This window comes from Conexibacter sp. S30A1, from assembly GCF_023330665.1.
Classification (GTDB): Bacteria; Actinomycetota; Thermoleophilia; order Solirubrobacterales; family Solirubrobacteraceae; genus Palsa-465.
The window spans coordinates 2,598,152-2,621,271 of the sequence record NZ_CP097127.1 but is presented as its reverse complement, the minus strand read 5'-3'; the positions used below and the strand labels follow the sequence as shown (position 1 = coordinate 2,621,271).

Below are 23,120 nucleotides of genomic sequence, written 5' to 3'. Positions count from 1 at the left end.
GCCGCTGCGCTCAGCTGTAGCGCTCCACCACGCTGTCAGCGACCAGCTCGAGCGCGCGCCGCTGAGCCAGCGTGAGCGCATCCGGCAAAGACGCCTTGGCGGCGTTCACGAGAGCCAGAGCCTGCTCGCGGGCGAAATCGAGCGCACCGGTTGACTCGATCAGGTCGCAGATCGCAGCCGCCTGAGCTGCGTCTGTCAGCGCGCGCAGATCCACCTGCGCCAGTGCCGGGTCGCGCTTGCGCGCCTCGATCAGCGGTAGCGTAACTGTGCCGTCCAGCAGGTCCGTCCCGCGGGGCTTGCCGGTGCGCTCAGCTGGACCCGTGACGTCCAGCACGTCATCGAGCAACTGGAAGGCGACCCCAATCGACTCCCCGAAGGCGCCGAGCGCCGCCACCGGCACCCCGCCCGCGAGCGCGCCCAGCTCGCACGCGGCGCGGAACAGCACGCCGGTCTTGAGCCGGCAGCGCTCCAGGTAGCGGGCCTGACTGACGGAGTCCTTCCAGCAGTCCTCACGCTGCATCAGCTCGCCGGCGGCGAGCGCCGTGGCGGCTGCGGAGAGGATTCGGATGGGTTGAATCTCGCCCCCGGCCGCCAGCTCCGCGAAGGCGCGCGAGAAGAGCAGGTCACCGGTGGCGACGGCCATCAGCCGCCCTCCGGTGGCCACGACGGTCGGACGGCCGCGGCGCAGGGCAGCCCCGTCGATCACGTCGTCGTGCACGAGCGTCGCGGAGTGCACGAGTTCCACGGCCACCGCGGCCCGGACCAGCGCGTCACTCTCGGCGACCGGCACACCCGCGGCGATGCAGACCAGCAGTGGCCGCAGTCGCTTGCCGCCGGCGGTGATCGTCTGACCACCGTGACGCGCGAGCAGTTCGCCGTAGCCGGAGACGAGATCCACCATCCGCTGCTCGACACGGCCCATGACGCGCGCGGCGCCGTCGCCGCCAGACTCGACCACAGCCTCGACTGACGCAGCGCTGGAAGTGCTCACACCTTCACGGTACCGACATGGAGGGCGATGATCCCCCCGGCTGTAAGCACATAGCGGATATCACCGAACCCAACCGCGCTCATCCGCGCGGCGAGGTCCTCCGGGCCAGGGAAGCGGCGCACCGAGCTTGGCAGGTAGGTGTAGGCATCGGCGTCACCGGCGAGCCTGCCCAGCACCGGCACGGCACGGTCAAACCAGAGCCCGAAGAAGGTCGACAGCGGCGGCCGTCGTGGTGCGGTCATCTCGAGGATCACGACCCTGCCACCCGGCTTCACCACCCGCGCCAGCTCACGCAGCCCCTGGTTCAGGTCAGAAAAGTTACGCACCCCGAAGCCGACCGTCGCGGCGTCGAACTCATTGGCCGCATGCGGCAGCAATAGTGCGTTTGCCTGCTCGAAGCGCACGCTTCCGGCGCCCGCGCCGGCGGTCCCGGCGTCAGCCTTGCGCCGCGCGATCGCGAGCATCTGCTCGGAGAAGTCAGCCGCGACGACCGAGCCTTCGGGACCCACGGCCCGAGCCAGCTCGAAGGCGAGATCGCCGGTCCCGGTGGCGACGTCCAACACATGGTCGCCGGGAGTGAGCTGTGCAAGGGCGACGGCCCGCTCGCGCCAGCGGTGATGCAGACCCGCGGTCATGACCGAGTTCAGGCGGTCATAGACGCCGGCGATGCGGTCGAACATCGCGCGCACCTGAGGTTCCGGGAGCGTGCCGGAGGCCGGGCCATCTGGGGTGGGATCCGTCATAAGCTAGAGCTTACCGGCGCCTGAGAGAAACTTAAACGACCGTCGGTGGCCCGCACGCTGGCCCGTCGGCGCCTAGCCCGTCCAGGACGACGAGTTGTAGTGCAGCATCGAGAGGAACTGGACGAGCTCGTCGAACTTCTTGGGTGAGCTCTTCGCCAGACCCGCGAACGATGGCATCGGCGCCGTCGGATTCTTCAGCGTCGAGGCGATCCCGCCCGGCCGCAGGATCGAGCCGATGTGCGTCAGCAGCGGCCCAGGCCCATTGTTGCCGTAGGTACCGATCTCATGACAGCCCTCGCAGCCGGACTCGCCGACGATGATCTCGCCGGCCAGGAAGGTTGCCTTCTGCGCCTTCGTGAGCCCGGCCGGAACCGGCAGCACCAGCTGGTTGGGCGAGCCAACAACAGCGCCCGAGTAGGTCAGGTAGGCAATGCAGACGATCGTGGCGATGCCCGCAGCCAACGCCACCGGGCGACGCGTGATCAGTCGCTCCGGGCTGCGGTCATAAAGCGGCAGCAGGAACAGCCCGACCATGCACAGCGTCGGTACGCCAAGGGTCGCCAGGTCCGTCATCTTGGGCGCGTTGCGCATCACGCGCAGCAGCTCGAACAGGAAGAAGAAGTACCAGTCCGGCCGCGGCACATACGTGGTGGTCGTCGGGTTAACGGCGGGGCCGAGCTCCGCGCCGAACATCAGCGACAGCAGCATGATCACCGCCATCACGATCATCGCCATGATCGCGTCCTTGGCGACCGCATAGGGGAAGAACGGCTTGCCCTCGTTCTTCAGCAGCGCGTACTCGCGCAGGTACTGCTCCTTCTCAGCCTGATTCATGGGGAGCTCAGACCTCGACCTTCTCGATCGCGACGTCCGGCTCCTGCGCCTTGATCCACGGCGGCGCCGAGATCCCGAGCTTCATCACCAGGTAGAGATGCAAGCCGATCAGAGCGGCCATCAGACCAGGTATCAGCATCATGTGGATCGCGTAGAAACGCGACAGCGTGGTGGCACCGAACTCCGGGCCGCCGCGCAGGAAATCGCTGATGTAGGGCCCGAGGAACGGTGCGGTGCCGTTGATGTTGACGCCGACGATCGTGGCCCAGTAGGAGCGCTGGTCAAAAGGCAGCAGGTAGCCCGTGAAGCCCATCGCCATGGTGAGGATCAAGAGCACCACGCCGATGATCCACGAGAGCTCGCGCGGGTACTTGTAGGCGCCGAAGAAGAACACCCGCCCCATGTGCAGGAAGATCAGCACGATCATCACCGACGCGCCCCACTTGTGCATACCGTGCACGAACTGGCCGAGGAACACGTTGTCGTTGATGTTGCGGATGGACTCGTAGGCGCCGCCGGTCACGCTCGGCCGGTAGTACATCGCCAAAAACACACCGGTGACCGCCTGGTTGAGGAAGGCGAACATGGTGGCGGAACCAAGCGTGTAGGCCCAGTTGATGCCCTTGGGCACCTTGCGGAACATCATCCAGCGCAGCCCCTGTGAGAGCTGGGCGCGCTCGTCGATCCAGTTGACGACGGTCAGGCTCGCCTCGGTGGCGGCCTCCGGACGCGTCAGCTCATCGCTCTGGGCTGGGGGCACAGGCGCAGCCGGGCGCCCACGTGATCCGATGATCGCCATCAGGTGCCCGGAACCGTCGGGGGCAGGGGCAGATGCTCGAGCGAGGGGATCTTCGCCGTGTCGAACTGCGGCGGGTAGAAGTACTGGCCGAGGCCATCAAGCGGCTCCGCGGGGTCGCGGACGGACAGGCGCTGCAGCTCCGAGTTGACCGCGTAAGGGGGTCCGAGATAGACGTAGCCGTGGCCGCGCTCGCCCGGGGGCGGCGCGTAGGTGTAGAAGCGGTCCAGCGGGCGCACCGGCGGGCCGCCGGCCACCTGGCCACGGAAGTTGTAGATGCCACCGTGGCAGGGGCAGATGAACCGCTCCGCGGCCTGCACGTAACGAACCGGGCAGCCGAGGTGCATGCAGCGGTTCCACAGCGCGATGTAGTTGTTGTACTGGTCGTGGGGCTCGGTGTCGATCGCCGGGTCGCGCTTGCGCACGTAGGCAAGCGTGTCACCCGCGTCACCGATCCCCTGAACCATCGTCACGACCTTGGTGGCATAGACCGTCTCAACGAAGTCTTCCGGCCGACCGATGATCTGCCAGGGCCACTGGGTGCGCTTGAAAACCGGCCCGATCGCGAAGCCGAGCGCCGGCAGGCCGAAGGAGGCAGCGGCAATCCCGCCGGCGCCCTGGGTGATCGCGCTCATGAAGCGCCGCCGCGTGACCGTCTCGCCCTCAAAGGCGCCGGGCATACCGCGATCAGCTGTGTACTTGGACGATTTGCTGTGAGGATCTTGTGGCATCGCACTCACTGGCTTACGGGTTTCTTCGACAACCGGCCCGTAAGCCTAACGGCATTTTCAAAGCGACGCGCCGTTCCCTGCCTGCTCGCCCGCGAGGCGTCGCTCGGCGCTCACCAGAAGCTCTCCGGCAGCAGCGCTTTCGCCATGGGCGTGCAGCTGCGCGACGCGCGAGATCAGGTTTGCGAGGCGGGCGGTCTCGTGCACGTCGCCGATCGTGGCCAGCTTCGCCAGACCGCTCGCGTAGCTCTGATCGCCGAGCAGCAGGTCCAGGTCCGGGTCGGCTGAATGTGCATTCTCGTAGTGCAGGCGCGCCCCCCGGGCGATGTCCGCGATCACCTCCGCGTACGAGTAGCCGCTCACGAGGCGAGCTCCGCCAGCACCTCGCCGGCCGCCTCGACGGTCAGCTCAATATCGCGCTCGCTGTGCGCAAGCGACGGAAACCAGGCCTCGAACTGCGAAGCCGGTGGGTAGACCCCACGCGCCAGTAGACCACGGCAGAAAGCCGCGTAGGACTGCTGGTCACAGGCAGAGGCGCCCGCATAGTCGGTCACCTCCACGCCGGTGAAGAACGGTGTCAGAAGGCCCGTGGCGCTCTGCACACGCAGCTTTAGGCCTGCGCTCGCCGCTGCTTCGCGCAGGCCTACGGCGAGCCGCTCAGTCAGCTCGGCAAGCCTCCGGTAGGCCTCTTGATCGAGCTGCTCGAGCGTCGCCAGCCCGGCCGCCACCGCCAGCGGGTTGCCCGACAGCGTGCCGGCCTGGTAGACCTCGCCGGCGGGCGCGATCTGGCTCATGAGCTCGCGACGCCCGCCGTAGGCTGCGGCCGGCAGGCCACCGCCGATCACCTTGCCAAGGATCGTCAGGTCAGGCTCGAGGCCGTAGAGCTCCTGAGCGCCCCCCGGGGCCACACGAAAGCCGGTGATCACCTCGTCGACCACGAACAGGACGCCGTTCTGGCGCGCCGCGGCGCCAAGCCTGGCCAGGTAGCCAGGCTTGGCGGGCACCACGCCCATGTTGGCCGGCACGGCCTCGACCAGCACGGCCGCGAACTGGTGCGCGTCAAGCGCCGCCGCGAGGGCATCCTCGTCATTCCAGGGGATGGCGATGGTCGCCTGGGCGACGGCGGCGGGCACACCGGGGCTCGCCGGAATGCCCTGGGTCGCGAGCCCCGACCCGGCCTGGACCAGCAGGCCGTCAACGTGACCGTGGTAGGCGCCCTGAAACTTCAGCAGCGCCTCACGGCCGGTGACCGCCCGCGCCAGCCGGATCGCGCTCATGCTCGCCTCGGTGCCGGAGGAGGTCATGCGCAGCATCTCCACCGCTGGCATGCGCTCAGCGACCAGCTCGGCGATCAACACCTCGCCTTCAGTCGGGGCGCCGAAACTCGAGCCGAGCGCAGCCGCGCGGTTGATGGCCTGCAGCACCCGCGGGTTGGCGTGCCCGAGGATCAGCGGCCCCCACGAGCAGACCCAGTCGATGTAGACGTTGCCGTCCACGTCCGTGACGCGCGCGCCCGAGCCCGAGGCGACGAAGATCGGGTCGCGGCCGATCTGACGCATCGCCCGCACCGGCGAGTTCACGCCACCGGGGATGACGCGTTGCGCGCGGCCGTAGAGCGCGCTAGACGCCGGCGTTGAGACGTTCCCAGTCGCGGTGCTCATCGGTGAAGTAGAGGAGGCGGATCTTCTTGAACTCGGTCGAGGAGTAGAGCGTCGCGCGCTCGCTGATGCCGGTCTGCTCGGCGATCGAGTCGAGGATCGCATCGCACTCCTCCTTCGAGCGACCGTGGGCCATGGTGAAGACCGAGTAGGGCCAGTCAGGGTAGGTGGGCCGTTGGTAGCAGTGCGAGATGCCGCGGAAGCGAGCCATCTCCGCGCCGAGCTCCGCAACGCGCTGCTCCGGCACCTTCCAGACGCCCATGCCGTTGGCGCTGAAACCGGCGCGGCGGTGGTAGAGGATCGCCGCGACCCGGCGCAGCAGTCGCCGTTCCTGCATCGCCTCCAGGTGCGCGAGCAGTTCCTCCTGGCTGATCCCGAGGGCCGCCGCCGCTGGCGCATAGGGTTCGGAGACGACGGGCAGCTCACCCTGGGTCGCGCGAATCACCGCCCGGTCGAACTCGTCGTAGGGCTGTGGCTCGGTCTCGGCAGGCTCCACGGCCTCGGCGACCTGGCCCGCGAGCTTGTCGGTGCCGGCCTCCATCTCGAGGTCCATGCGGATCTTGAACAGCTTGAGCGTCGGCAGCTGCCGGATCGACTCCGCGCCGGCGAGCTCGCCGAGCCGCGCGATTGTGCCTTCGAGCCCGAGCTTCGAGTCGGGCTCGGTCGCGATCGTGAACCAGATGTTGAACTCGTGGTTGCGCAGATAGTTGTGCGAGACACCGGGGTGGGCGTTGATCACGTTGGCCGCGCGCCAGGGGTTTTCGGCGTCGACCTTGGCCGCCACCAGCATCGAGCTGTAGCCGAGTGCACGCGTGTCGAAGATCGGCGTGACCTGGCGGATGATGCGCTCGTCGAGCAGGCGCCTGACGCGCGTGAGCGCCTCCTCTTCGCCGATCCCCGCCTCGCTGGCGACGTGCTGATATGGGTGCCTGGCGAGCGGAAAGCTGCCCTGCATGAGGTTGAGCAGACGCTTGTCGAGCTCGTCGAGCGGCACCGCCGCACCGTCCTTGCGGGCCCGCAGCTTCGGTCCGTAATTGGTTTCTGTCACTTCAGCCACAGCGCCACGTCCTTTGCGTGGTAGGTGATGATGATGTCGGCCCCCGCGCGCTTGATGCCGGTCAGCGCCTCGAGCACCGACTGGCGCTCGTCCATGTAGCCGGCCGCGGCCGCAGCCTTCAGCATCGCGTACTCGCCGCCGGTGTTGTAGGCGACCAGCGGCAGCATCGTGGCGTCCTTGACGCGCCGGATGATGTCCAGGTAGGGCAGCGCCGGCTTGACCATCAAGAGGTCCGCGCCCTCCTGTGCGTCGAGCAGCGACTCACGCACCGCCTCTTCCCCGTTGGCCGGATCGAGCTGGTAGCCGCGGCGGTCGCCGAACGCTGGGGCTGAGTCGGCCGCGGCCCGAAACGGGCCGTAGAAGGCGGAGGCGAACTTCGAGGAGTAGGCCATGATCGGTGTCTGCTCAAGGTCGGCCTCGTCCAGCGCCTGGCGGATGTGGCCGACGCGCCCGTCCATCATGTCGCTGGGCGCGACGATGTCGGCGCCCGCCTGGGCTTGGGAGACGGCCGTACGAGCCAACAGCTCGAGCGTCGCATCGTTGTCGACCTCCTGCTCCGCGTCGGCGCCCGGGCGTGTGTCGCGCAACACGCCACAGTGGCCGTGATCGGTGTATTCGCACAGGCACAGGTCGGTGATGACGATCAGCTCCGGGTGTGCGCGCTTGATCGCGCGCGTGGCCAGCTGCACGACGCCGTCGTCGTCGTAGGCGCCAGTGCCCTCTGCGTCCTTGTGACCCGGGATGCCGAAGAGGATCACGGCGGGGATGCCGAGCGCAAACGCCGCGCCCGCCTCGCTGACGGCCTCGTCAAGCGAGAGCCGGTCGATCCCCGGCATCGTCCAGATCGGCTCGCGGCCGACGAGACCCTCGACCACGAACAGCGGGTAGATCAGATCGCCCGCCGAGAGCTCCGTCTCACGCACCAGTCCGCGCAGCGGACGCGTGGCGCGCAGCCGGCGCATACGAGTCGATGGAAAGGCCATATCCAGTCGAGGATACGCCGGATCGTGCGACGCACCGCCAGCTTGCCGGCCGCCGCTAAGCTCATTGGCAATGGCCGGTATCGAAAAGCGCCGCGACTACACGCCCAGAAGCCAGCGTGAACGCCAGGCCTACCGGCTGGTGCTGCTTGGCGGCGGCACTGGGCTTCTCGGTGTTGGCACGTTGGTGCTGGCGGTCGCCGGCGTCATGGGCCTGACGCTGCCGATCGTGCTGCTCCTGATCTGCGCCGTCAGCGTGTGGCGCTTTTTGCGCGTCACGGGGATGCGCTGAGCGCGCGGGGGCGCGCTGAGCACGCTGCACGCAGCCTTCCTGATCGCCGCCGGCCTGCTGGCCGGGATCGTGGGCACCGCGGGGGGCATCACCTCGCTGGTCTCCTACCCGGCGCTTTTGGCGGTCGGCCTGGCCCCGTTTGCCGCCAACGCGACCAACCTCGTTGCGCTCAACGCCTGCTGGCCGGGCTCGGCCCTCGGCTCGCGCGCCGAGCTGTCCGGCTGGGGCGCCTGGCTGGGGCGCTGGTTGCCGCTGACCGCCGCGGGCGGCGGCGCCGGGGCAGCCCTGCTGCTGCTCACGCCGCCGGGCGCGTTTGCGAGCGTGGTGCCGTTCCTGATCGTGGCAGCCGCTCTGGCGCTGATCGCCGAGCCATGGCTGAGCGCACTGCGCGACGCCCGCCTGCGCCGCTCGCAGCGCGAGCCTGGCGCCGGACATGGACGTGAGCATCACGGCCCGCTGCTGGCCGCCGGGCTCGCGCTGCTGGCGGTCTACGGCGGCTACTTCGGCGCCGGCTCCGGGGTGATGACGCTGGCGCTGCTGCTCGTCCTGGTGGAGCGTGACCTGCCGGTCGCCAACGCGGTCAAGAACATGATCAACGGCTCGGTCACGCTACCCGCCGGCGTCCTGCTCGCCTTCCTGGGACCGGTGCATTGGCCGGCCGCGATCGCACTGGGGGCGGGCGCGCTGGTCGGCTCGACCATCGGCCCGACCGTCACCCGGGCGCTGCCACGGGTCCTCGCACGCTGGTTGGTGGCGGCGCTCGGGCTCGGCCTCGCGGTCTGGCTGTGGGTCAAGCCAAGCGTCTGAACGGGCCGCGCGCCTACAGGTGCGGCTGCCCGGCCGACCAGGGCTCGAGCACCAGGTGCCGGCGCAGGTAGATGACGGTCGCACGCAGCACGGTGGCCACCGGCAGCGCCAACAGCGCCCCCGGAACACCGTAGGCCTGGTAGCCCAACAGCAGTGCGAGGATCACGAGGATCGGGTTGATCCGCAGTGAGATGCGGAAAACCTGTGGCGCGATCAGGTGACCCTCCAGCTGCTGCAGCGCGACGAACACGGCCAGCAGCCAGAGCGCGGCGATCGGCTGGGTGGCGAGCGCCACGGCCAGCGGCGGGACCGCACCGAGGATCGGGCCGATGTACGGGATCAGCTCCATGAGCCCGTAGAACAGGCCGAAGAAGACCGCGTAGTGAGAACCGTCGCGGAAGAGCCCGAGCAGACCCATGACCTCCAGCACGACGCCGGCACTCGAGCCCATGATCAGGCTGAAGAGCAGCTGACCGCGGACGTAGCCGGAGACGGCGTGCTGCACCATCAGCGGGTAGTCGTCGGTCGGCGTGCCGTCACCAGCGGGCATCAAGCGGCGGGCCAGGGCGCCGATCTGACGCGCGTAGACGAGCATGTAAACCGACAGCACGAAGGTCAGGATCAGGTCGACCGAGATGGTCACGAGCTGGCCGAGCACGTCGCGCGAGAAGGACAGGATCGAGCCCGAGCTCTTGAGCAACTGCTTCTGCAGGGTCTGCAGCGCCGTGTGTCCCTGCTGGGCGATCTGGATGCTGACGCCGTGGCTGTGCAGGAACGTCTGGATACCGAGCAGGTCGTGGTTGACGCGGCGGACGAACTGCGGCAGGTGGTTTGTGAAGTGGGTGAGCTGATCGGTTACCGGGGCCGAGAGCAGCAGGCCAATCCCGGCGAAGACGAGCAGGATCGCCAGGTAACTCGCCGCGATCGCCAAACCGCGAGGCAGCAGCCGCTCGATCTGTCTGGCCAAGGGGTTGAGGATCAGCGCGATCACGGCTGCGCCCAGGACCACCACCAGCAGCTGGCCGAGCGCGCCTGCGAGCTCCCAGAGCCCGACGATCGCAAGCGGCGCCAGCACCAGCTGCACCCAGCGTGGGACGACGGCCGGCGCGACCAGCGCGCCCGCGAGCGCCTCTGCCCGGCCGGCGTGGGCCGGAGGCTGCCCCTCGGGCAGCGGCACGGCCTGCGGCAGCTCGCCGGGAGCCAGCGTGTCCTCGTGGGGCTGAACCTCCGTCTCGTTCATGACCTTTGAGACAGTATGGGGGGCATGAGCGACGAAGTCAGGATTCTGTTTGTCGGAGACGTGGTTGGCAGCGCCGGCCGCCGGACCCTGCTGGCGGTCCTGCCGAGGTTGCGCGAGCGCACACGGATCGACTTCGTCGTGGTCAACGCCGAGAACGCCGCCGGTGGCCACGGCATCACCTCGAAGATCGCGCGCGAGCTGTTCGCCGCCGGGGTTGACGTGATCACCCTGGGCAACCACACCTACCGCCAGAGCGAGGTCTACGCCTACCTCGACGAGGAGCCACGCATCCTGCGCCCGGCCAACTACCTGCGCGGCCAGCCCGGGCACGGCAGCTGCGTGGTGCAGAGCGCCGCGGGCGGGGTGCGGCTGGGCGTGATCTCGCTGGCGGGCAACCTGTATATGGGCGGCGCCCTGCCGGTGTTCTCCGAGGCCGACGCCGCCCTGCACTCGCTGCGCGGCCGCGCCGACCACGTACTCGTGGACATACACGCCGAGGCGACGAGCGAGAAGGTCGGCCTGGGCTGGTATCTGGATGGCCGCGTCACGGCCGTGGTCGGCACCCACACGCACGTTCCCACCGCGGACGCGCGGGTGCTGCCCGGCGGCAGCGCCTACATCACCGACGTCGGCATGACCGGCGCCCGCGGCGGCGTGCTCGGCGTCAAGCGCCAGCAGGCGATCGACGCGATGGTTACACACATGCCAGCGCGTTTTGAGTCAGCCGACGAGGACCCCTGGCTTCAGGGCGCGCTGATCGTGTGTGCGGCGGAACCGATGCGAGCACGGTCGATCGTCGCCGTTCAGGAACCACTGTAGACGCAAAATCCCGTGCTTCTGCCCGAAATCGGGCAGAATTGCCATCAAACTGAGCGAAACTGGCACAATAGCTGGCGATGGTGGCCGACGACCTGAGCCCGCTGCTGGACCACCTGGAGCAGTCCGGAATCTCCCGCAGCGCCGCCGCGAGAGTCGTGGAGGAGGTGGTCGCCTACTTCTCGGAGAGCAGCGAAGAGTTCGTCCGCCGCCGCCACCGCGAGCTGCAGCGAGCGGGTGTCACAAACGCCCAGAGCCTCGGGCAGATCGCCCGCGAGTTGGCGGCACGGCGGGTCCCTGGGCCGGCACTTTCAGAGCGCCAGGTCAGACGCATGATCTACGGATAGGAGCGGTTAGCGAATGTGTGGAATCGTCGGCTACGTGGGCCGCCAGGATGCCGTGCCGGTGCTGCTGGAAGGGCTCGCCCGCCTTGAATACCGAGGCTATGACTCGGCCGGGATCGCGGTCGTCCGCAACGGTACGCTGCGCGTGCATAAGCGCGCCGGCAAGGTCAGGGACCTGGCCGCAAGCATGCCCAAGCGGCTGAGCGGACAGGTCGGGATCGCGCACACGCGCTGGGCGACACACGGGCAACCGAGCGACGCGAACGCCCACCCGCACGTCGACATGGCAAACCGCATCGCCGTGGTGCACAACGGCATGATCGAGGACTCCGCGCTGCTGCGCGAACGCCTGCGCGCCGAAGGAGTTCAGTTCAGCAGCGAGACCGACACCGAGCTGCTCGCGCACCTGATCGCCCGCGAGGACGCGGACGACCTGGAGGAGGCCGTGCGGCGGGCGCTGCGGCGCGTGCATGGGGCCTACGGGATCGCGGTGCTCGACGCCACGGCGCCGGACCGGATCGTGCTCGCCCGCAACGGCAGCCCCGTGCTGATCGGCATCGGCGATCACCAGATGCTGTGCGCCTCGGACATGGCGGCGCTGGTGCGCCACGCCCAACAGGTGGTCCACCTCGAGGACGGCGAGCTGGCGACGGTCACAGCCGAGTCGTTTTCGACCGCGACGCTCGACGCGCGCCCCACCGTGAAGACCGCCACAACGCTCGAGTCGGCCGCCTCGGACTACGAGCGCGGCGGCTTCGAGCACTTCATGCTCAAGGAGATCTCCGAGCAGCCGCAGGCGATCGATGCGACGCTGCGCGGCCGGCTGGATGCGCGCCTCGCCACCGCCCGCCTCGGCGGCCTGAACCTCACCGCGCGCGAGCTGCGCGCCTTCCGACGCGTGCACGTGATCGCCTGCGGGTCGGCGCTCTACGCCGGCATGGTCGGTGCCGGCATGCTCGAGTCACTGGCACGCATACCGGCGGCGGCGGAGTCCGCAGCCGAGTTTCGCTACCGCAACGCGGTGATCGAGCCCGAGACCCTGTATGTCGCGGTCAGCCAGTCCGGCGAGACCGCCGACACGCTTGCGGCGGTCGAGGAGATCGCCCGCAAGGGAGGCCGCGTGCTGGGCGTCGTCAACGTGCCCGGCTCGAGCATCGCGCGCGCCGTCGACGGCGGCATCTACCTGCACGCGGGCCCCGAGCTGTCGGTCGCCTCGACCAAGGCGTTCACGTCCATGACCGTCGCCTTCGCGCTGCTGGCGCTGCATTTGGGGCGCCTGCGCGACCTCGGACCGGCCGACGGGCAGCGTCTGCTGAGCGCGCTCGCGAAGCTGCCTGACAAGGCGGCCGAGGCGCTCGCCGCCCACGACGAGCTCAAGCAGCTCGCGGCCTGGATCGCGAGCGCGCAGAGCTCCTTCTTCATCGGCCGTGTGCGTGGCTACCCGGTGGCCCTGGAGGGCGCGCAGAAGCTCAAGGAGGTCTCCTACGTGCATGCCGAGGCCTACCCGGCGGCGGAGCTCAAGCACGGCCCGCTCGCACTGATCTCACCAGAGCTGCCGACCGTCGCGATCGTCCCCGACGATGAGCTGCTGGAGAAGAACCTGGCGTCGCTGGAACAGATCCACTCGCGCGGTGGCGAGGTGCTGGCGGTCGCCCACCGCCAGCTCGGCACGCTCGCCGACAGGCTCATCCTGGTGCCAAAGAGCGAGCCGGAACTCGACCCGATCCTGCTCGGCCTGCCGCTGCAGCTTTTGGCCTACTACGCCGCCGCGGCCCTGGGGCGCGACATCGACCAACCGCGCAACCTGGCCAAGAGCGTCACCGTCGAGTGAGGACCGGCCCCTGGGCGTGAGCCGGGCGCCTCAGGTCGGCAGCGCCATCAGACCGGCGCGGATTCGCGCGGCGATCAGCACGTCCTCGGGCGGCTCGGGCTCGGGGTGGGCGAGCACCAGTGCGACGACGACCAGCGGAAAGAACCAGACGATGTAGAGGTAGAACCAGTAGGTGATCCCCATCTGCATGCAGATGATGATCGCGGCGCCGAGCGCGGCCACCTCGACCATGGTGCGCTCGCCGCGCGGCCAGAACGGGGCAGCCAGGCCGATCAGCACCGCGAGGCCCAGGACGATGTGCTCGGGCAGGCTCAGCGTCTCATAGAAGCCGCCCCACAGGCCCCAGATCGAGAACGGCGCCGGGCGGTTTGCCTGATACACGATCGTGTCGTGCCAGAACCAGTACCAGTCGTGGGTGACGAACACCGGCGCCATCGCCACGGCGATCGTTGCCACGTAGGCGATCGCGAACCGGGCGGTGGCCCAGCGCGAGGGCAGCCGCCGGCCGACGCCGCGCCACAAAAGCGGCGCCAGTCCGAGCGGCGCGAACTTCGTCAGGCCGGCCATCGCCCCCATCACCCCGCGCGTGCTCGCGTAGCGGATCACGACCAGCGAGGCAACGACCATCAGCGCCACCAGCGAGTCGTTGGAGTTGGACATCAGCACGTAGGCGGTGAACGGGTAGGCGGCCCACAGGTAGGCGAGGATCACGCCCGCCCGCAAATCACGCCAGCTCCTGCCCAGCACGACCAGCCCCACCATGGTGAGCAGGTCAAAGGCGATCGCGGCGGCGTGCGCAGCGGGCAGGTTGTCCCAGTAGCCGCTCCAGCCGAAGATCAGGCGGAAGGGGATGTAGGCGAAATAGTTGACCGGGCCGTAGGTGTCCCCGGCCGGGTTATCTGCCGGCCAGTGCCCGTAGAGCTGCGCGCCGTGAATCAGCTTGGTCGAGCCGATCACACCGGCGAAGCCGACATCGATAACGTTGGAGTCGACGATGTTGAGCCCGATCCGGAAGCCGACCAGAAAGATCAGCGCCACGCCCAGCCAGCGCGTCGGGATCCAGGTGTGCAGCGGCTCCCGCGGTCGCCCATGTCCGGCCGCCAGCGCCAGCATGCGGATCAGCAGGTAGAGCAAAAACGGGTAGACGAGCGGCACCGAAAGCCCCAGGTCGGCGTTGTTGAACCAGTCCAGCGAGATCGAGAAGCCGAGCAGCATCAACAGGTCCAGGTGCCATAGCGTCGGCCGCCGCCGCCAGGGGATGAACGGCAGCAGAAACAGCGCACAGAGCGGCAACCAGACATAGGGCGCGTTGATCACACGACCAAAGGCGCCGGGGTAGCCGCGCGCCATCGTCCAGGCGACCTGGTAGCCGGTCCACACCTGGGTCACCGCGCCGGTGCCGTCGGCGACGTAGAGCTCGAGCATCTCGATCTGGTGCTTGGGCCCGGCCGGCGCGGGCGGCGTGAACAGGCTCACCTGCCAGAAGCCGACCCCGCGCGTATAGACGTAGGCGGCGAGGTGCGGGCGACGGTGCAGTTCGTGCCTGAAGGTCGCGTTGGCGAAGGCGGCCGCCAGCACCTGGTTGCCGGTCAGGCGGTAGCCGGCCGGCGGCGTGTCCATCGCCGCCACGTGGTGGGGCCCGGGCGAGTAGTAGGGCCCTGCGATCAGCACCGGCGTGCCCGCCGGCGCCGAGACCGGCGCCGGCTGCCCCGGCGGATTGCCGGCGGCCAGCGCGCTCGCCGGCACAACCGCCGCCAGCCAGAGAAACGCAAGCAGAACGACCGGGCCAAGAAAGCGGCGAGTCCGCCGCCGCCCCGGGCGACTCAGGCCTTGAAGCTCCAGAGCTTCTGCACGACGAAGGAGACGGGGGTGACGATGATCCACGCTAGCGCGTCCGCAGGAACCTTCCAGATGTTGGTCGTCGCGATCAACGCGACCATCACACCATAGGCGCAGGCCGCGACGCTGGCCTGGACGATCAGGAAGCGGATCCCCTGACGGGCGGCGTGCTCGTCATGAGCCTTGAAGGTCCAGTGCCGGTTCCAGATGAAGTTGTTGACGCTGCCGCAGAGAAAGGCCGCCACGAACGACAGGGTGTAATCGAACGCGATCGGATGGATGAAGATCCAGAAGCAGACCGTGTTGACGACGTACCCGGAGGCACCGACCACGAGAAAGCGCATCAGCTGTTTGTGGTTCTCGCGGTGGCGCACCTCATAGGAGAGGCGCCGATAGAGGCTCGTCAACCTGCTCGCGGTGCGCGCGGTGGCGGGGAACTCGATCGTATGGGTCAGCTCATCAGACACCGATAAGAATCCTATCGGCAAACCTGCGCGCAGCTTAAACGCCTGCCGGCAGGCCGAAGTGCGAAAGGATCATCGGCGTGACCTCGCGCAGCGTCCACTGCTCGCGCTGCTCACGGCGCTCGGGGCCGGTGCCGCACCACAAGAGCGCGCCGAGCGAATCGGACCGGTGCAAAGAACCGTGGCTGCCGCCACCGACATGGGCAACGCCGCCCCAGTCGACGAACTCATACCCCGGCGCCGCCGACAGGAGCACGTCACCAGCCGTGGGGCAGCGCAAGGCCTCCCAGGCCCGCGCGAGCGCGTCCGGATAGTCAGGGCAGAGCAGGCGCCCGTCCTGCACGTGCGCGGCCAGGACCCCGAGGTCGCCGTCGACGTCCCAGCGATTGCCGCGCAGATCGGCGAGCGCGGAGCCGGGCGCGAAGTGAAGCTCGGCGCCACCCGGCGCGCGGATCACCGCCTCGGGCTGCGCATCCGCGCCTGCGCTCAGCCACATCGTCAGATCGACGCCGCGCAGCTCCGCGACGGCCGCCACCACGTCCGCGACGAGCCGCTCACGCCGCTCGCCGTCCAGCACGTAGATCATTGCGCTGCGCTGCGCGGGGCTGAGCGCCAGCTCGGCGCCCACCGAGCCCGAGCCGGTGGGCGTGGCGATACGGAAGTCCGCGAGCGCCAGGTCCAGCCGGACGCTCGCCTCCACAAGCGCCTGCGAGTGGTCGGAGGTGACGATCACCGCGTGGTCCTGCAGGAAGCGGTCCGGCCCACCGCCAGCGTGCATCAGCCGCTCGAGCTGGCGGTCGGCGGCGGCGATCGAGGCCACCTGTGCCTGTGGCCCGTTGCGGTGCGAGTTGGAGTCGTTGTCGGGCAGCGAGAACAGCATGAAGTCGAAGAGATCGTGCTCGACGAGGTATGAGCCGACGCAGCCGGTGTGCTGGTCGCGCGCGCCCGGCAGCCCGAGCTGCCCCCGGCAACCGGTGCGGCGGCTCGCGTAGAGGTCGGCGTAGAAGAGCTCGCGCGGGCCCAGGATCGCCTGACGAAAGAGCGTCGAGGCGACGATCCGCCCGAGCGCCGAGTCCTGGGCGACCTCGTGCTCGTGGCGGCCACGGTAGATCAGGTAGGTGGTGCCGGCGGTGCGCAGCCCGGCGTCGTCGAGGGACTCGAACACGGTCGGGGTCTCGGCCGCCAGGTGCTCGGCGTTCATGCGGTAGACCGTGTCGGTCAGTGAGCGCAGAACCCCGGCCTGGCGCGAGGCCGAGAAGCTCGATCCGTACTCGACGTAGCGGCCCTCGCCGCGGTGATACCAGTTCATGCTCGGGATTCGGTGGCGGTCAGGGCCAACGCCGGTGGTGATCGTGGCGGCACAGACCGGCGTCACCGAGGGGAACGCGGCGACCACATCGCTCACGTAGACGCCGTCGGCGGCGATGCGCGCGAGCGCGGGCGCCCGCCCGGCGGCGATCGCGCGCTCGAGCATCTCGGGCTTCATCGCGTCGATCACGACGAGCACCAGCTTCCTCATCTAGGGCCGCGCTTTCGTGAACGCGCGCAGCGCCATCAGCGCAGGATCCGCAGCCCGGCGTACTTCGTCTCACCGCGGCCGCGGCCGGCGATCAGCAGCCAGACCAACCAGCCCAGGGCCACGAGTCCGAGCGGCGGCGCAACAACGGCCAGCACGCAGGTGACCAGGGCGAGGCCATCGGCGATGAGCGGCACGCCCACCGCAGCCGCGCCCGCGTCGAGGCGGGCGCGCACACGCGCCAGGAACGGGCGTGTTGCGGCGAGCGCAAGCGCGGCACAGGCCACGCCGGCGACCCAGCCCGGCCAGGCGGCGTGGTGGCCGCGCACCAGCGAGCCCGCGAAGAAGAGGCCGGCGAGGGCGAGCGAGATCACGGCGAGCACAGCGGCCAGCGGGCCGCTGTGCAAGCGATCCGCCCAGAGACCCCGGTCGAGCACCACCAGCAGTGCGGCGCCAAGCACCATCGCCAACAGCAGCGGCGCCGACTGCAGGAAGCTGTAGGAGGTGTGGTCGAAGTGCAGCTCGACGCCACCGGCCGCGAGCGCTCCGGCGGCGAGACTCGGCAAAAACGGCCGGATGCCGATCGCCGCCGCGATGCCGATGCCCTGGAATATGTCGAAGGCGAGGCTCACCGTATTCGCTACCGTGCTCAGGCGTGACGATAGACGAGCCGCGGGGGCCGCGGGGTGCTGCGCACGAGATCGAGCGTTACGGCGCCCTGTTCGCACGGCGCACGCGCGTCATGAAATCCTCCGCGATGCGCGACCTGATGGCTCTGACCGCGCGCGAGGACGTGATCTCGTTTGCGGGCGGACTGCCGGACACCTCGACGTTCGCGCCCGGTTACATGACCGAGCTGATGGGCCGGGTTGCGGCACACTCGGCCGCGCGGGCGCTGCAGTACGGGCCGACGGAGGGGATCGCGGACGTGCGCGAGACGATCGCAGCGGTGATGGCGGCGGAGGGCATGCAGGTGGATCCGGACCTGGTCCTGCCCACCAGCGGCGGGCAGCAGGCGATCGACCTGATCTGCAAGATCCTGATCGACCCCGGTGACGTGATCGTTGCCGAGGCGCCGACCTATCCGGGCGCCGTGCCGACCTTCTGCTCATACGAGGCGGACGTCATCCAGGTGGCGATGGACGACCAGGGCATGCGGATCGAGGCGCTGCGCGACGCGCTGGCCCGGCTGGAGCGCGAAGGTCGGCGGCCGAAGTTCATCTACACGATCCCGAACTTCCACAACCCGGCTGGCGTCACGATGGCGCTCGAGCGCCGGCGTGAGCTGCTCCAGATCGCCGGCGAACGCGAGCTGCTGGTGGTCGAGGACAACCCCTACGGCCTGCTGCGCTACGAGGGCGAGGCGCTGCCGACGCTGTACTCGCTGGACGGTGACTTCGTGATCTACGCGGGCACGTTCTCAAAGATCCTCTCGCCCGGCGTGCGGATCGGCTGGCTGGTCGCGCCGCCGCCGGTGCTGCGCCAGCTGGTGCTGGCCAAGGGCTCAGCCGACCTCTGCTCGTCCTCTGTCTCCCAGTACTTCATCGCCGAGTACTTCCGCTCTGGGCCGTGGCTTGACTACGTCCGCTCGCTGGCCGACCTCTACCGGGGGCGGCGCGACGTGATGCTGGAGTCGCTGGCGGAGCACTTCCCGCGTGAGGCCTCATGGACCCACCCGGAGGGCGGCCTGTTCCTGTGGTCGACACTGCCTGACTACATCGACACCACCGACCTCCTGGCACGCGCGATCGCAGCGCGGGTCGCGTTCGTCCCGGGCCGGGCCGCGTACGTGGACGGACGGGGCGGCTCGTGCATGCGCCTGAACTTCTCCGGAGTGGGCGAGCAGGAGATCCGCGACGGTGTGCGGCGGCTCGGTGAGGTGATCAGCGAGCAGGTGGCGCTCTACAGCACACTCACAGGGCAGCGCGGCAACGGGCAGAACAACCGGCCACGGGAGGGTGGCACGGGATGACGCGCATCGCTGTGCTGAAGGGCGGCCACTCGCTCGAGCGTCAGGTCTCGCTCAAATCCGGAGCCAGAGTCGAGGCGGCGCTGCGCCGGCTCGGCCACGAGGTGATCGAGGTGGACGGCGGCGCCGGGCTGGTGGAGGCGCTTCAGGCGGCCGCCCCAGAGCTGGCGTTCGTGGCGTTGCACGGGCGCGACGGCGAGGACGGCACGGTCCAGGAGCTGCTGGAGGCGCTGGGAATCCCTTACACGGGCTCCCGCGTGGCTGCCTGCATCCTCGCGTCAGACAAGGTGCTCGCCAAGCATGCGCTGCGCGGCGCCGGGATCCCCACGCCGGAGTTCTACGCCTTCAGCGAGGCGGCGTTTCGCGGCTTGGGCGTGGCGCAGGCACTGCCCGCGATCAGCTCCCGGCTAGCCTTCCCGATCGTCGTCAAGCCGGCGCGCCAGGGGTCGGCGCTGGGCATCAAGTTCGCCCGCGCGCAGGGCGATCTGCCGGCCGCGCTGATCGCGGCCTTCTCCTACGACAGCAAGGTCCTGCTGGAGCGCTACGTGCGCGGGCGCGAGCTGGCCGTGTCGGTGCTGGTCGAGGGTGGCCTGCCGCGCGCGCTGCCAATCGTCGAGGCGGTGCCCGAGGCGGACTCCTTCTACGACTTTGAGTCACGCTACGAGATCGGCCGCACCCGCTTCATCTGCCCGGCCGTGCTCGACGCGGAGCTCGCCGCGCGCACGCAGGCGCTGGCGCTTGAGGCCTTCGAGGTGCTCGGCTGCTCGGTGTTCGCCAGGGTGGACCTGATGCTGGACGGCGACGGTGAGCCGCACGTGCTCGAGGTCAACCCAATCCCGGGCCTGACCGAGACCTCGCTTTTGCCGCAGGCGGCGGATGCGGCCGGGATCGGCTTCGACGAGCTGATCGCGCGGATCGTCGCGGGCGCCGCGTAGGGCAGAGCGCTGCGGGGGACTACTCCTCGCCGAGGAAATCGTCGGGCTTGACCGTGTCGAGGAAGCTCTTGAACTTCTCCACCACCTCCTCGGTGTCCTCGACCTCGTGCTCGAACTCGATCGCCGACTCGCTGATCACCTCGTCGGCGGCGAAGATCGGGGCTCCGGCACGGACGGCCAGCGCCAGCGCGTCACTGGGCCGCGAGTCGACCTCCAGCTCGCGGCCACCCGCACGCAGGCTGATCGACGCGTAGAAGGTGTTGTCGCGCAGCTCGGTGACCAGCACACGCGTGCACTCGACATCGAGCTCGCCGAGCAGATCGGCGAGCAGATCGTGGGTCAGCGGCCGTGGGCTCGAGGCGCCCTGCAGCTTCATCAGGATCGCGGCCGCCTCGGGGTGCCCGATCCAGATCGGCAGGAACTTGTTGCTGCCGACCGTCTTGAGCAGAACGATCGGTTGCTTGCCGACCATGTCGAAGCTCACGCCGTAGATCACCATCTCCTGCACGCGCCGGCTCCTTGTAGAGGTAGTGGGGTGAAGTATATGTTGACGCCCATCTGGCCCGGCCCCGGCGGGCGAGCACGGCCGGCGAGCAGAGCCCCGCATGGATAACCTCAGTTCTATGAGTGACGTACTAGGCAGCGCCGAGCACCCGCTGCGGGTGGCCATCGTCGGGGCCGGCCCGGCTGGCTTCTACGCGGCCGGACAGCTGCTCTCAAGCAGCGACCCGGTCGTGCGCGTCGACATGTACGACCGCCTGATGACACCCTGGGGTCTCGTGCGCTTCGGCGTCGCGCCCGACCATCCCAAGATCAAGTCGGTCACGCGCGTGTTCGAGCGGACCGCGCGCATGCCGGGCTTCAGCTTCCACGGCAACGTCGAGGTCGGCAGCGACGTAAGCCACGCCGAGCTGGCCAGCGCCTACCACGCCGTGCTCTACGCCGTCGGTACCGCCGGCGACCGGCGGCTCGGTATTCCGGGAGAGGACCTGCCTGGCAGCGAGTCGGCCACCGACTTCGTCGCCTGGTACAACGGCCATCCGGACTACGCCGACCTGGACTTTGACCTGTCGGGCCGCCGCGCGGTGGTGATCGGCAACGGCAACGTCGCACTCGACGTCGCGCGCATGCTCGCGCTCTCCGCCCATGAGCTTGGCCAGACCGACACCGCCGACCACGCGATTGAGCGCCTGCGCAGCTCGCAAATCGAGGAGATCATCGTGCTCGGTCGGCGCGGCCCGGTGCAGGCGGCCTTCACCAACCCGGAGCTGCGGGAGCTGGCCGATCTCGAGCTGGCGGATGTGATCGTCGACCCGGAGGACCTGGAGCTTGACCCGGCCAGCGCGGCCGCGCTTGAGTCGGCCGAGCAGACCGTCCAGCGCAACCTCGAGACGCTGCGCACCTACGCGGCCAAGGCGCCACAGGGCAAGCCGCGGCGGATCGCGCTGCGCTTCCTGCGGGCGCCGGTCGCGATCGAGGGCGAACAACGGGTGGAGGCGATCGTGACCGAGCGCACAGCGCTCGAGCTGGCCCCGGACGGAAGCCTGAAGGCCATGCCGACCGGGATCAACGAGCGGATCGAGGCGAGCCTCGTGCTGCGCGCCGTCGGCTATGTCGGCGTGCCGCTCCCCGGCATCCCGTTCGACGAGCGGCGCGGGACGCTGCTCAACGACGGCGGCCGGGTGCTCGACGCTTCAAGCCGCCAGCCGCTCCCGGGCCTCTATGCAGCCGGCTGGATCAAGCGTGGTCCGTCGGGCGTGATCGGCACCAACAAGAAGTGCGCGCAGGAGACGACCAGCCGCCTGCTCGAGGACTTTCACGCCGGGCGGCTGCCCGAGACCGCCCAGCAACCGGAGGCCCTCATCGAGCAGTTGCGGGCCCGCGGCTTGCACATCATCGACTACGCCGGCTGGGAGGCAATCGACGCGCATGAGCGCGCGCTCGGCGAGCCGGCGGGACGCCCACGCGTGAAACTGGTGCGCCGCGAGGATCAGCTCCTACAGGCGCGCGTGCGCGTGTGAGCCCAAACCCGGTCAGCGCTGCGGCGGACCGCGCCGGGGCGGACGGCGGGCTCAGCCGTGGGATGGTGCTGCTCCTGGCCTGCACCACCGGGGCCTCGGTCGCGAACATGTACTACGCACAGCCGCTGCTGCACACGCTCGGGCGCGCGTTCGCGGTCGGCGCCGGCACCACCGGGCTGCTCGTGACCGTCTCGCAGGCAGGGTTCGTGCTCGGCCTGGTGTTCCTTGTGCCGCTGGGTGACCTGATGGAGCGCCGGCGTCTGATCGTGTCCGGCATGATCGCGCTCGCGCTCGGTCAGGCGGTGGCAGCCGCGGCCCCGGGTCTCGCCGTGTTCGCGGCGGCAACCCTGTTCGTTGGGGTCGCGAGCTTCGTGGCACAGGTGATCGTGCCGATGTCCTCGCACCTGGCGGCCGAGCACGAGCGTGGCCAGGTGGTCGGCACCGTGATGAGCGGCCTGCTGATCGGGATCCTCGTTTCGCGCACGCTCAGCGGCATCGTCGCCGAGCTGTTCGGCTGGCGCATCGTGTTCGCCACCGCCGCGGCCGTGATGGTCGCGCTGGCGCTGCTGCTGCACCGCGCCCTGCCTCGCGTCGCACCGACCTCGGACCTCCCCTATGGCACGGCGCTGCGTTCGGTGCTCAAACTCGTTTCAGACGAACCGCTGCTGCGCCAGCGTATGCTGCTCGGAGCCTGCGCCTTTGGAGCCTTCAGCATCCTCTGGACCTCGCTTGCGTTTCTGCTCTCCGGGGTGCACTCAAGCCACTACCACTACGGCAACGCCGTGATCGGGCTGTTCGGGCTCGCCGGGGTCGCCGGCGCGAGTGCGGCGCAGGTGGTCGGCCGCATGGCTGACCGCGAGCGCGGCCGCCTGGCCACAACCATCACGCTGCTCTCGCTGCTCGCAAGCTGGTTGCTGCTGGCGCTCGGAGCACGGTCGGTGGTGGTGCTGATCCTCGGGATCATGGTGCTCGACCTGGGCGTGCAGGGCGCCCACATCGGCAACCAGAGTGCGATCTACCGACTGGACCCCGACGCCCGCAGCCGCATCACAACGGCCTACATGAGCGCCTACTTCCTGGGCGGGATCGTCTGCTCGGCCTTCACGGGCGCGCTCTATGCCGCCGATGGCTGGGGCGCCGTCTGCGCGCTCGGCGCGGGCGTCTCGCTCCTGGCGCTGCTGGCGTGGGCCGCGACCGCGAGACGCGTCAGCATCCCCGGCGCCCGGGAACGCGCAGCGCCAAGCGTCAGCGGCTGAAGC

At 69.4% G+C, this 23,120-nt stretch carries 24 protein-coding genes; 9 read left to right on the top strand and 15 right to left on the bottom strand.

Annotated features, from left to right (window positions below; genetic code table 11):
* Positions 1 to 10 precede the first annotated feature (10 nt).
* From M3M54_RS12630 to hemB, 9 genes are all read right to left on the bottom strand, one after another.
* A complete protein-coding gene (locus tag M3M54_RS12630) occupies positions 11 to 991 on the bottom strand; it encodes a polyprenyl synthetase family protein (RefSeq protein ID WP_249019405.1) in 981 nt (326 codons plus the stop codon).
* The gene (ubiE, locus tag M3M54_RS12625; RefSeq protein WP_249019404.1) at positions 988 to 1,734 is read right to left on the bottom strand and encodes a bifunctional demethylmenaquinone methyltransferase/2-methoxy-6-polyprenyl-1,4-benzoquinol methylase UbiE; all 747 of its coding nucleotides are present in this window, start codon (positions 1,732 to 1,734) and stop codon (positions 988 to 990) included. The genes M3M54_RS12630 and ubiE overlap by 4 nt, the downstream gene beginning before the upstream one ends.
* 72 nt (positions 1,735 to 1,806) lie before the next feature.
* On the bottom strand, positions 1,807 to 2,568 hold the full coding sequence (locus M3M54_RS12620; protein WP_249019403.1) for a cytochrome B: 762 nt from the start codon (positions 2,566 to 2,568) through the stop codon (positions 1,807 to 1,809).
* A 7-nt stretch (positions 2,569 to 2,575) separates the two neighbouring features.
* Positions 2,576 to 3,328, bottom strand: coding sequence for a cytochrome b N-terminal domain-containing protein (locus tag M3M54_RS12615; protein WP_249019402.1), 753 nt, complete (start codon positions 3,326 to 3,328; stop codon positions 2,576 to 2,578).
* A 38-nt stretch (positions 3,329 to 3,366) separates the two neighbouring features.
* Complete coding sequence (locus M3M54_RS12610; protein WP_249019401.1) at positions 3,367 to 4,044, bottom strand: Rieske 2Fe-2S domain-containing protein; 678 nt, start codon at positions 4,042 to 4,044, stop codon at positions 3,367 to 3,369.
* A gap of 108 nt (positions 4,045 to 4,152) precedes the next feature.
* Complete coding sequence (locus M3M54_RS12605; protein WP_249019400.1) at positions 4,153 to 4,455, bottom strand: hypothetical protein; 303 nt, start codon at positions 4,453 to 4,455, stop codon at positions 4,153 to 4,155.
* Positions 4,452 to 5,753 carry a glutamate-1-semialdehyde 2,1-aminomutase gene (gene hemL, locus M3M54_RS12600; RefSeq protein WP_249019399.1) on the bottom strand — a complete coding sequence of 434 codons (1,302 nt, stop codon included), beginning with the start codon at positions 5,751 to 5,753 and terminating at the stop codon, positions 4,452 to 4,454. Before hemL ends, M3M54_RS12605 begins: the two co-directional genes overlap by 4 nt.
* Positions 5,713 to 6,807: an AsnC family transcriptional regulator gene (locus M3M54_RS12595; RefSeq protein ID WP_249019398.1), complete on the bottom strand. Its 1,095-nt coding sequence runs from the start codon at positions 6,805 to 6,807 to the stop codon at positions 5,713 to 5,715. The genes hemL and M3M54_RS12595 overlap by 41 nt, the downstream gene beginning before the upstream one ends.
* Positions 6,795 to 7,790 (bottom strand): porphobilinogen synthase, encoded by a 996-nt coding sequence (gene hemB / locus M3M54_RS12590; protein ID WP_249019397.1) that lies wholly within the window; start codon positions 7,788 to 7,790, stop codon positions 6,795 to 6,797. The genes M3M54_RS12595 and hemB overlap by 13 nt, the downstream gene beginning before the upstream one ends.
* A 70-nt stretch (positions 7,791 to 7,860) precedes the next feature.
* Between hemB and M3M54_RS12585 the strand changes: the two genes are divergently transcribed.
* Together M3M54_RS12585 and M3M54_RS12580 are read left to right on the top strand one after the other, a co-directional pair.
* On the top strand, positions 7,861 to 8,079 hold the full coding sequence (locus M3M54_RS12585; RefSeq protein ID WP_249019396.1) for a hypothetical protein: 219 nt from the start codon (positions 7,861 to 7,863) through the stop codon (positions 8,077 to 8,079).
* Positions 8,080 to 8,094: 15 nt separating this feature from the next.
* Complete coding sequence (locus M3M54_RS12580; RefSeq protein ID WP_371878670.1) at positions 8,095 to 8,886, top strand: sulfite exporter TauE/SafE family protein; 792 nt, start codon at positions 8,095 to 8,097, stop codon at positions 8,884 to 8,886.
* 13 nt (positions 8,887 to 8,899) lie between these two features.
* Here the strand turns inward: M3M54_RS12580 and M3M54_RS12575 are convergent, their stop codons facing one another.
* Positions 8,900 to 10,126, bottom strand: a complete 1,227-nt coding sequence (locus M3M54_RS12575; RefSeq protein WP_249019394.1) for an AI-2E family transporter — start codon at positions 10,124 to 10,126, stop codon at positions 8,900 to 8,902.
* Between the two features lie 24 nt (positions 10,127 to 10,150).
* On the opposite strand from M3M54_RS12575, the gene M3M54_RS12570 reads away from it, so the two are divergent.
* From M3M54_RS12570 to glmS, 3 genes are all read left to right on the top strand, one after another.
* Positions 10,151 to 10,945, top strand: a complete 795-nt coding sequence (locus tag M3M54_RS12570) for a TIGR00282 family metallophosphoesterase (RefSeq protein ID WP_249019393.1) — start codon at positions 10,151 to 10,153, stop codon at positions 10,943 to 10,945.
* Positions 10,946 to 11,022: 77 nt separating this feature from the next.
* Entirely contained in the window at positions 11,023 to 11,289 is a 267-nt protein-coding gene (locus M3M54_RS12565; protein ID WP_371878585.1) for a hypothetical protein, read from the top strand.
* A gap of 13 nt (positions 11,290 to 11,302) precedes the next feature.
* Positions 11,303 to 13,117 (top strand): glutamine--fructose-6-phosphate transaminase (isomerizing), encoded by a 1,815-nt coding sequence (glmS, locus tag M3M54_RS12560; RefSeq protein ID WP_249019391.1) that lies wholly within the window; start codon positions 11,303 to 11,305, stop codon positions 13,115 to 13,117.
* Positions 13,118 to 13,147: 30 nt separating this feature from the next.
* Here glmS and M3M54_RS12555 read toward each other — a convergent pair whose 3' ends face one another.
* From M3M54_RS12555 to M3M54_RS12540, 4 genes are all read right to left on the bottom strand, one after another.
* Positions 13,148 to 14,863, bottom strand: a complete 1,716-nt coding sequence (locus M3M54_RS12555; RefSeq protein ID WP_249019390.1) for a hypothetical protein — start codon at positions 14,861 to 14,863, stop codon at positions 13,148 to 13,150.
* A gap of 77 nt (positions 14,864 to 14,940) precedes the next feature.
* Positions 14,941 to 15,423 carry a GtrA family protein gene (locus M3M54_RS12550; RefSeq protein WP_249019389.1) on the bottom strand — a complete coding sequence of 161 codons (483 nt, stop codon included), beginning with the start codon at positions 15,421 to 15,423 and terminating at the stop codon, positions 14,941 to 14,943.
* A 34-nt stretch (positions 15,424 to 15,457) separates the two neighbouring features.
* Positions 15,458 to 16,939 carry an alkaline phosphatase family protein gene (locus M3M54_RS12545; RefSeq protein ID WP_249019388.1) on the bottom strand — a complete coding sequence of 494 codons (1,482 nt, stop codon included), beginning with the start codon at positions 16,937 to 16,939 and terminating at the stop codon, positions 15,458 to 15,460.
* Positions 16,940 to 16,974: 35 nt separating this feature from the next.
* Positions 16,975 to 17,568, bottom strand: a complete 594-nt coding sequence (locus M3M54_RS12540) for a DUF4126 family protein (protein WP_249019387.1) — start codon at positions 17,566 to 17,568, stop codon at positions 16,975 to 16,977.
* Positions 17,569 to 17,591: 23 nt separating this feature from the next.
* Between M3M54_RS12540 and M3M54_RS12535 the strand changes: the two genes are divergently transcribed.
* Together M3M54_RS12535 and M3M54_RS12530 are read left to right on the top strand one after the other, a co-directional pair.
* Positions 17,592 to 18,908, top strand: a complete 1,317-nt coding sequence (locus M3M54_RS12535) for a PLP-dependent aminotransferase family protein (RefSeq protein ID WP_249019386.1) — start codon at positions 17,592 to 17,594, stop codon at positions 18,906 to 18,908.
* Complete coding sequence (locus M3M54_RS12530) at positions 18,905 to 19,840, top strand: D-alanine--D-alanine ligase (RefSeq protein ID WP_249019385.1); 936 nt, start codon at positions 18,905 to 18,907, stop codon at positions 19,838 to 19,840. Before M3M54_RS12535 ends, M3M54_RS12530 begins: the two co-directional genes overlap by 4 nt.
* A gap of 19 nt (positions 19,841 to 19,859) precedes the next feature.
* On the opposite strand, the gene M3M54_RS12525 is transcribed toward M3M54_RS12530, so the two are convergent.
* Complete coding sequence (locus M3M54_RS12525; protein WP_249021778.1) at positions 19,860 to 20,339, bottom strand: bifunctional nuclease family protein; 480 nt, start codon at positions 20,337 to 20,339, stop codon at positions 19,860 to 19,862.
* Positions 20,340 to 20,463: 124 nt separating this feature from the next.
* On the opposite strand from M3M54_RS12525, the gene M3M54_RS12520 reads away from it, so the two are divergent.
* Both M3M54_RS12520 and M3M54_RS12515 read left to right on the top strand, forming a co-directional pair.
* Positions 20,464 to 21,861, top strand: coding sequence for an FAD-dependent oxidoreductase (locus M3M54_RS12520; RefSeq protein WP_249019384.1), 1,398 nt, complete (start codon positions 20,464 to 20,466; stop codon positions 21,859 to 21,861).
* Positions 21,858 to 23,117, top strand: coding sequence for an MFS transporter (locus M3M54_RS12515; RefSeq protein ID WP_249019383.1), 1,260 nt, complete (start codon positions 21,858 to 21,860; stop codon positions 23,115 to 23,117). The genes M3M54_RS12520 and M3M54_RS12515 overlap by 4 nt, the downstream gene beginning before the upstream one ends.
* The last annotated feature ends 3 nt before the right edge of the window (positions 23,118 to 23,120 follow it).